Raw genomic sequence first — 8005 nt, forward strand, 5'->3', positions numbered from 1 at the left:
CAGCCGCCACCCCCGCCTGCGCCCTGGCCGCCAGCATCTCCTGCGCGGACTCGCGATCGACGGGCGTGTCGTACTTCGTCCCGATCGCGTCGGTGCCGACGAGCACGGTGCGCTCGTCTGGCTTCACCGGCCCGACGCGGCTGGCGGGCGGCTTGACCAGCACGCGCTCGACCGGCGCGGGCGAGCCGTCGGGCTGAAGCAGCGACACCAGCGCCTCGCCCACCGCCAGCTGCGTGATCGCGGTCTCCACGTCGAGCGGGGGGTTGGCGCGGAAGGTGGTCGCCGCGGCGCGCACCGCCTGGCTGTCGCGCGGGGTAAAGGCGCGCAGCGCATGCTGGACGCGATGGCCAAGCTGCCCCGCGACGCGATCGGGCACGTCGATCGGGTTCTGGGTAATGAAATAGATACCGACGCCCTTGGACCGGATCAGCCGCACGACCTGCTCGATCTTGTCGAGCAATACTTTCGGCGCGTCGTCGAACAACAGGTGCGCCTCGTCGAAGAAGAACGCGATCCTGGGCCTGTCGGGGTCGCCCACTTCCGGAAGGTGTTCGAACAGCTCGCTCATCAGCCACAGCAGGAACGTCGAATACAGCTTGGGCGTCGCCATCAGCCTGTCGGCGGCGAGGATGTTGACGATGCCGCGCCCGTTCTCGTCGGTGGCGATGAAGTCGGCGAGGTCGAGCGCGGGCTCGCCGAAGAAATGGTCGCCGCCCTGCGAGCGCAGCTGCAGCAGCGCACGCTGGATCGCGCCGACCGATTGCCGGGACACGTTGCCGAACTGCGCCGTCAGCTCGGCCGCGCGGCCCGCGCACTCGGCGAGCATCGCCTGGAGGTCGTCGAGGTCGAGCAGCAGCAGCCCGTCCTTGTCCGCGACGTGGAAGACGATCGCCAGCACGCCCTCCTGCACGTCGTTGAGGTCGAGCAGGCGCGCGAGCAGCAACGGCCCCATCTCGCTGACGGTGGTACGGATCGGATGCCCCTGCTCGCCCAGCAGGTCCCAGAACTGCACGGGGCAGGCGGCATAGGCCCAGTCCGCGTCGCCGACCGCCTGCGCGCGCGCGGCGAAGGCGGCATGCGTCTTGTCCATCGGCGATCCGGCCATGCCGAGCCCGGACAGGTCGCCCTTCACGTCCGCCACGAACGCGGGCACGCCGGCGGCGGAAAATCCCTCGACGATGCCCTGCAGCGTCACGGTCTTGCCGGTACCGGTCGCGCCGGCGATCAGGCCGTGCCGATTGGCGAGGCGCAACTGCAGCCGCTGCGGCGCGGCGCCGCCGGCCCGCGCGCCGATGAAGATGCCGGTGTTCGCGTCGTCGGCCATCGTGGCTCTCCCCTCTTCCGACCGGTCAAGGACAGAACCGCAGGACTTGCCGGTCGCATCCTGCGAAAAGGGCCGCCGCGATCACTCGCGACGGCCCTCCCCGAGACCCAAAGTGCCGATCAGCTCTTCAGCTTCACCGGGATGTACCGCCCCGCGACCCGCCCGCGCGTGACGAGCAGCAGCACCTGCGGCCGACCCGCCGCCTTGGCCGCCGCCACCCCGCGGGCGAGGTCGGCCGGCGTGCGTATCGCCGTGCTGTTGATCGCGCTGATGACGTCGCCGCGCTTCAGCTTGGCGCCAGCATCGGTCGACGCGTCGACGGACGAGACGACCACGCCGGTGGTGCCGTCGGCGACGCCGATCGACCGCGCGATCGCCGGGGTCAGCGGCTGTACCGTCAGGCCCAGGCTGTTGGAGGCCGCGGGCTGGCCCGGCTGAACATCGTCGGGAATGCCGTCGCCATCGTCGTCGCCGGCGCCCAGGGTAGCCGCCAGCTTGTCCTCGGACGGGCGCGTCGTGACGGTGGCGGTGACGCTCAGCGGCTTACCGTCGCGGATGAGGTCGAACCGCGCCTGCGTACCCGGCGTTACCGCCGCCACGAGATAGGACAATGTCGTGTCGGGCGTGATCGCGGTGCCGTTGACGCGCGTGACGACGTCGCCCTGGCGCAATCCGGCCTTCGCGCCCGGGCCGCCCGGCTCGACGACGCCGATGAGCTCGCCCTGGTTCTTGGGTACGCCGAGCGCGGCGGCGATGTCGCTGTCCACCGGCCGGATGCTGACGCCCAGATAGCCGCGGCTGATCGTGCCGCCGGCGCGCAGTTTTTCCACGATCGGCTTGGCTTCCTCGGCGGGGATGGCGAAACCGATGCCGATGTTGCCGCCCCCCTGGCTGCCCAGGATCTGGGAGTTGATGCCGATGACGTCGCCGCTCATGTTGAACATCGGGCCGCCAGAGTTGCCCTGGTTGATCGCGGCGTCGGTCTGGATGAAGCGATCATAGGGGCCAAGGCCGGTCGCACGGTGCAGCGCCGAGACGATGCCGGCGGTGACGGTCCCGTCAAGCCCGAACGGGTTGCCGATCGCGATCACCCAGTCGCCGACCCGCGCCCGCGCCGAGTCCCCGAACTTCACGAACGGCAGCGTCCCCGGCGTCGTGATCTTCAACACCGCGAGGTCCGACGCCACGTCCCGCGCCACCAGCCTCGCGACATACTCCTTGCGATCGGTCATCGTGACGGTGATCGACTCGACCGTCGCGCCCTTGCCGCCCGCCGCGATGACATGGTTGTTGGTGACGATATAGCCGTCGGGCGAGATCAGGAAGCCCGAACCCAGCGACTGCGCCTCGCGCGTCACCGGCGTACCGCCGCCGTTGCCGCCGCCCTGCTCACCGAACTGCTGCCCGAACAGCTCGCCGAACGGCGTGCCGGCGAACGGGTTCTGCTGCTGCTGGACGGTCACCTTCTGCGTGGTCGAGATGTTGACGACCGCGGGCTGGAGCCGCGCGACCATGTCGGCGAAACTCATCGGCGCGCCGACACGCGGCGCGGTGGCCTGGATCGCGCCCGGCTCGTTCTGCGCGGCCTGCGCGGCGGCGGGATTGTGGATGGCCAGCGTGGCGGCGGTGCCGCCCAGCAGCAGGGCGCCGGTCAGGGCATAGGCATAACGCACGATGGATCAGTTCCTCTCGGATCGCGGGTGAAGCGACGGCGTGGTCATGCCGACCGCCGCCTGAACGCGGATTGAATATGAACAACGCGGCCAGCGGTCATTCAGCGACCGCCATTCTCGAAATTGCGCAGGTAGCTGTTGTTGGGCGACAGGACCCAGGCGGTCGAACCCTTTGGCGCATTGGGTCCGCGGCCGGGGAGGAACGTCTGCCGATACGACTGCATCGAACGGTAGAAGTCGTAGAAGGCCGCATCCTTGTTGAACGCCTGCGCATAGATCTGGGCGGCCTGGGCATCGGCGTTCGCCTGGATGATCTGGGCGTCCTTGTTGCCCTGCGCCCGCGTGAACGCCGCCTGTTGCTGGCGGGCGGTGCGCATCCGCTCCAGCGTGCGGTCGAGCGGGCTGCCCGAAGGGAGGTCGGCATGCTTGATCCGCACGTCGACGATCTGGACGCCGTATTGCGACGCGGTGCGCTGGAGCCGTGCCGTGATCGCCGTCATCACCTTGTCGCGGTCGGGGCTCAGCAGCACCTGGAACCGGATCTTGCCGATCTGGCTCCGGATCGCGGACGCGAGCAGCGGGGTCAGCGCCTGGCGGGCACCGTCCACGCTGCGCGAGGTGTTCACCATCCGCATCGGATCGACGACGCGGAAGCGGGCATAGGCGTCCACCTCCAGCCGCTGCTGGTCGGACGACAGGATCTGCTGGTTCTCGGCATCGACGTCGAGCACCCGCTTGTCGACCCACACCAGCCGGTCGACGAACGGGATGCGGGCGATGAGGCCGGCGCCCGTGTCGCCGAACGTCTCGTTCGACCGGTATGCGTTCACGACCCCGATCGGCCGTTCGAGCCGGATGATGACGGCCTGTTCGGTCTCGGGCACGATCGCGAACGTCGCCGCCGCCAGGATCGCGAACAGCAGCGCGGCGGTGCCGATCACCACCGGATTGCGCCATAGGCCGGCCATTGCCCCGGTCACTGGCCGCCTCCCGAAGCTGGCGCCCCGGCCGAGGTGTCGGCGGCGGGCGCGTCGGGCAGCTTGCGCGCGCGGTCGAGCGGCAGGTACGGCATCACGCCGTTCGGCTCGACGATCGTCTTGTCGGTATTGGCGAGCACGGCCTCCATCGTCTCGTAATACATCCGCCGCCGCGTGACCTCGGGGGCGAGCCTGTATTGCGTGTAGTAGACGTCGAACGCGGCCGCCTCGCCCTGCGCCTGCGCGATGCGCTGCTGCGCATAGGAGGTCGCGTTGTTGCGCGCGGTGGCGGCGTCCGACTGGGCCGCGGTCACGTCCTTGAACGCATCGTTCACCGCCGCCGGGGGATCGGCCTGCTTGATCGCGACGCCCTGGATGCGCAGGCCCGAACGATAGCCGTCGAGGATCCGCTGCATCCGCTCCTGCACCAGCCCCTCGATAGCGGTGCGGCCCGGCCCCAGCGCCTCGTCGAGCGTGACGTTGGCCACCTCCTCGCGCATCGCGCTCTCGCCGACCGCCTTCAGCGTCTCGCGCGGGTCCTTGATCTGGAACACGTAATCCTCGGGATTGCTGATGTTCCAGCGCACCGAATAGGCAAGGTCAATCAGGTTGCCGTCGCGGGTCAGCATCGGCCGCTCGCCGCCGCCGCCCTCGCCCTCCGCCGGCAGGTCGTCGGTGCGGATGTTCTGCACGTCCACCTTCGTCACCGTGGCGATCGGCGCGGGCAGCGTCAGGCTGATGCCGGGATCCAGCGTCCTTGCATAGGCGCCGAAATAGGTGACCACGCCGCGCTGCTGCGGCCCGATCGGATGGAAGGAGGTGAACACCACCCAGCCGCCGACGATCAGCGCGGCGCCGATCCCCCATAAGGTGCGCGGCCTGGGCGCCTGAGGCATGACCGGCCCGCCGCCGCCACGCGCGCGGCGCAGGAAATCGTCCAGCGCGCTGGGCTTTGCTCCCTTGGGCGGGACCGACCAGGGGTTGCGCGGCCCGCCCGGCTTGCCGTCGCCCGACGCGCCGCCGCCGTTCTCGCCCGACCCGCCCCAGGGGCCTTTGGGCTGATCGATATGGAGCGCGGGCGCGCGCTGGAACCAGCCCGTCAGGATCGTCATCCCATCTTTATAGGTGGCTATGATCGGAAAAACAGTGGCAAGGTCCGTGGGGCCTCCTAGATCAGCCCGCGATGACCCAGGACAAGCTGACCGCCGCGCTGTCGCCACTGGCCGGCGTCCTAGCCTCCGCGCGACTGACCGGCGGCCGCGCCGACGTGATCCTGGACGTCACCGGCCTGGCCGTACCCGAACGCGAGGCGCTGGAGGCGCAGGTGCGCGCCGCCGCCGCGACCGTCCCCGGCGTGGACGAGGTGCGCGTCGCGATGACGAGCGAACGGGCGCCCGGACACAGCCTGGCGGGCGAGGGTCACGCGGGCGACAGGCACGCGGGCGACAGGCCCCGCCGGCTGATCGCGGTGGCCAGCGGCAAGGGCGGTGTCGGCAAGTCGACGCTGGCGGCGAACCTCGCCGTGGCGCTCGCACGGGCCGGGCGGCGCGTCGGGCTGGTGGACGCGGACATCTATGGTCCCTCGCAGCCGCGGCTGATGGCCGCGGAGGGCGAACGGCCGCAGGCGCGCGAGAAGGTGATGATCCCCGTCGCCACCCGCTGGGGCGTGCCGATGCTGTCGATGGGGCAACTGGTCGAGCCCGGCCGCGCGGTCGCGTGGCGCGGGCCGATGGCGGCGGGCGCGCTGGGGCAGATGGTGGACGCCGACTGGGGCGCGACCGGCACGCTGCTCCTCGACCTGCCGCCCGGCACCGGCGACATCCAGCTGACCATGATCCAGAAACATCGGCCGGCGGGTGCGGTCATCGTCTCGACGCCGCAGGATCTGGCGCTGATCGACGCGGCCAGGGCGATCGACCTGTTCCGGACGGCGGGCATCCCGATCGTCGGCCTCGTCGAGAACATGGCGGGCTATGCGTGCCCGTCGTGCGGCGCGGTGTCCGACCCGTTCGGGCGCGGCGGCGCAGAAGCGGCGGCGGGCGAGCTGGGCATCCCGTTCCTCGGCCGCGTACCGCTCGACATCGCGATCCGCCGAGCGTCCGACGCGGGCGAGCCGCCGGCGGCGCTGGCGGGCGACACGGTATTCGCCGGGCTGGCGGGCAAGGTCGCGGCCTGGCTCGACGCGCACTGAACCTGCCCCCTCATCCCGGCGTTGAGCGCGCAAGGAGGACGGGCGATGCCGCTGACGCGCGACGAGGATATCAGGGCGCTGCTGGAGGAGACCCGCACGATCGCGCTGGTCGGCGCCTCCGACCGGCCGGACCGGCCGTCGTGGCGCGTGATGCGGATGCTGCAGGGCCACGGCTACCGCGTGATCCCGGTCAATCCGCAGATCACGGGCGAGCACCTGCACGGCGAGTTCGTGTTCCGCGAGCTGGCGCAGCTCGGCGACCCGATCGACCTGGTCGACATCTTCCGCCGTTCGGACGCGGCGGGCGCGGCGGTGGACGAGGCGATCGCGATCGGCGCCAGGGCGGTGTGGATGCAGCTGGGCGTGGTGAACGACGACGCCGCCGCCCGCGCCGAGGCGGCGGGGCTGAAGGTGGTGATGGACCGGTGCCCGGCGATCGACATCCCGCGGCTGGGCGTGGCGCGGGTCGGATGACGCGCGGCGGCCTCGACAACGGCGATCGGTTGTGGTTCGTTGCGCCATCCGACAGCAAGGGTTCCGCCATGCCGATCGCGCCCATCCTCCTGCTGATCGGCCAATCCGCGCCCGACCTCATCGCCATCGCGCGGGCGCGAACCGCCGCCGAGGTCCGATGCGCCGTCGTTGACGCCACCCCCGGCACGACCGACGTCACGGTCTGCGGCCGGCGCCGGGCGGACCGCTATCGCGCGCCGCTGGCGACCCGCGTCGCCGACCGCCGCGACGACGTCGTGCAGGAGCGCGCGGCGCTGCTCCACCGCACCAGCCCGGTGCAGGACCTGTCGCCCTTCCTCGTCGGCGGCGGCATGGTGGGGGTGAGCGCGGGCGTCGGCTTCGGCGCGAGCGGCACGACGACCCACGTCCGGCCGCTCGCACCGTGATCGCCGCGCTGCTCCTGCTCCAGGCCGCGACCGCCCCGCCGACCGCGCCCGCGCCCGCGCGCGAAAAGTTCTCCATCCTCACCGACCCATGCGCCAACGCCAGCAACGACGGCGGCGACGTGGTGGTGTGCGGACGTCCCGAGACGCTCGCGCCCCGCCTGCCGCTCGCGCGGTTTCGGGGGGTGCCCGATCATGCCGTGCCGTCCAACCCAGACCTTAGCGCCCGCGTGGCGCTGGACGGGCCGGGGATCGGCACCGAATGCGGCGCCTATGGCGAGGGCTGTCCGATCGGCGGGGGTGGCTATGCGATGCCCGCGCTGGTCAACGGCGCCGCCGGGCTGGTGAAAAAGGCGTTCGCGAAGCACCCCGACAAGACCGGCCGGGTCGCCATATCGATGGACGATGACCCGCCCGTCGACGTGTCGCAGAAGGTGCATCCATAGCGGTTGCGGGTTCCCTCTCCACCGTTCGCCCCAATCTTGTCGAAGGGCCGTGCTTCTTCGAACGGACGCAGGCGAAGCACAATGCCTTGGTAAGCTCGGCACGAACGGGTGAGTGGGGGGAAGCAAGGTCGGGCGGGGCGACGGCGATGCCGCCGCCGTGACGTCGGACGGGTCGGATTCGCGCAATGGCGCTCGGTCGCGCGCCGCCGCCGTCGACTGCGCCCGACGCGGCTCCGGCTACAGGAGGTGCATCCACAGCGGCTGGCCCGACAGGCTGGACGATCCGCGCAACCGCTCCAGTGCGGCCGCCACGCACCGTTCCGGCCCCTCGTGCGTGACGATCGCGACCAGCACGCCGCCGTCCGCGCTCGCCCCGTCGGTCGCGGGAGCGCGCTGGATCAGGCTCTCGATCGAGACGCCCGCATCGCGCATCGCCGCCGCGATCTCCGCCAGCACGCCCACCCGGTCCGCGACGGTGAAGCGCAGGTACGCGCGCCC

The 8005-nt window shown here is 71.2% G+C and carries 9 protein-coding genes; 4 read left to right on the forward strand and 5 right to left on the reverse strand.

All coding sequences use genetic code 11. The features are described from left to right. From HUV01_RS09555 to hflK, 4 genes are all read right to left on the reverse strand, one after another. Positions 1 to 1324 (reverse strand): helicase HerA-like domain-containing protein (locus tag HUV01_RS09555; RefSeq protein ID WP_174298048.1); only part of this gene is annotated, 1324 nt, incomplete at its 3' end. A gap of 119 nt (positions 1325 to 1443) precedes the next feature. Continuing rightward, positions 1444 to 2997 (reverse strand): Do family serine endopeptidase, encoded by a 1554-nt coding sequence (locus HUV01_RS09560; protein ID WP_174298049.1) that lies wholly within the window; start codon positions 2995 to 2997, stop codon positions 1444 to 1446. A 101-nt stretch (positions 2998 to 3098) separates the two neighbouring features. After that, positions 3099 to 3965 (reverse strand): protease modulator HflC, encoded by an 867-nt coding sequence (hflC, locus tag HUV01_RS09565; RefSeq protein WP_174298056.1) that lies wholly within the window; start codon positions 3963 to 3965, stop codon positions 3099 to 3101. 8 nt (positions 3966 to 3973) lie between these two features. Next, complete coding sequence (gene hflK / locus HUV01_RS09570; RefSeq protein ID WP_174298050.1) at positions 3974 to 5086, reverse strand: protease modulator HflK; 1113 nt, start codon at positions 5084 to 5086, stop codon at positions 3974 to 3976. Between the two features lie 71 nt (positions 5087 to 5157). On the opposite strand from hflK, the gene HUV01_RS09575 reads away from it, so the two are divergent. The 4 genes from HUV01_RS09575 to HUV01_RS09590 all read left to right on the forward strand — a co-directional run bounded on the left by HUV01_RS09575 (position 5158) and on the right by HUV01_RS09590 (position 7507). Further along, positions 5158 to 6165 (forward strand): Mrp/NBP35 family ATP-binding protein, encoded by a 1008-nt coding sequence (locus HUV01_RS09575; RefSeq protein WP_174298051.1) that lies wholly within the window; start codon positions 5158 to 5160, stop codon positions 6163 to 6165. A gap of 45 nt (positions 6166 to 6210) precedes the next feature. Next, a complete protein-coding gene (locus HUV01_RS09580; protein ID WP_174298052.1) occupies positions 6211 to 6639 on the forward strand; it encodes a CoA-binding protein in 429 nt (142 codons plus the stop codon). Between the two features lie 68 nt (positions 6640 to 6707). Further along, positions 6708 to 7064, forward strand: a complete 357-nt coding sequence (locus tag HUV01_RS09585) for a hypothetical protein (protein ID WP_174298053.1) — start codon at positions 6708 to 6710, stop codon at positions 7062 to 7064. After that, positions 7061 to 7507: a hypothetical protein gene (locus HUV01_RS09590; protein ID WP_174298054.1), complete on the forward strand. Its 447-nt coding sequence runs from the start codon at positions 7061 to 7063 to the stop codon at positions 7505 to 7507. Before HUV01_RS09585 ends, HUV01_RS09590 begins: the two co-directional genes overlap by 4 nt. A gap of 237 nt (positions 7508 to 7744) precedes the next feature. On the opposite strand, the gene HUV01_RS09595 is transcribed toward HUV01_RS09590, so the two are convergent. Next, positions 7745 to 8005: ACT domain-containing protein (locus tag HUV01_RS09595; protein ID WP_174298055.1), on the reverse strand; the 261-nt coding region annotated here is incomplete at its 5' end.

It is taken from the genome of Sphingomonas bacterium (assembly GCF_903643035.1).
GTDB lineage: Bacteria > Pseudomonadota > Alphaproteobacteria > Sphingomonadales > Sphingomonadaceae > Sphingomonas.

Coding starts and splice junctions, on each gene's coding strand:
- hflC (WP_174298056.1), bottom strand. CDS start 3,965: ATGGCCGGCCTATGGCGCAATCCGGTGGTGATCGGCACCGCCGCGCTG.
- hflK (WP_174298050.1), bottom strand. CDS start 5,086: ATGACGATCCTGACGGGCTGGTTCCAGCGCGCGCCCGCGCTCCATATC.
- HUV01_RS09575 (WP_174298051.1), top strand. CDS start 5,158: ATGACCCAGGACAAGCTGACCGCCGCGCTGTCGCCACTGGCCGGCGTC.
- HUV01_RS09580 (WP_174298052.1), top strand. CDS start 6,211: ATGCCGCTGACGCGCGACGAGGATATCAGGGCGCTGCTGGAGGAGACC.
- HUV01_RS09585 (WP_174298053.1), top strand. CDS start 6,708: ATGCCGATCGCGCCCATCCTCCTGCTGATCGGCCAATCCGCGCCCGAC.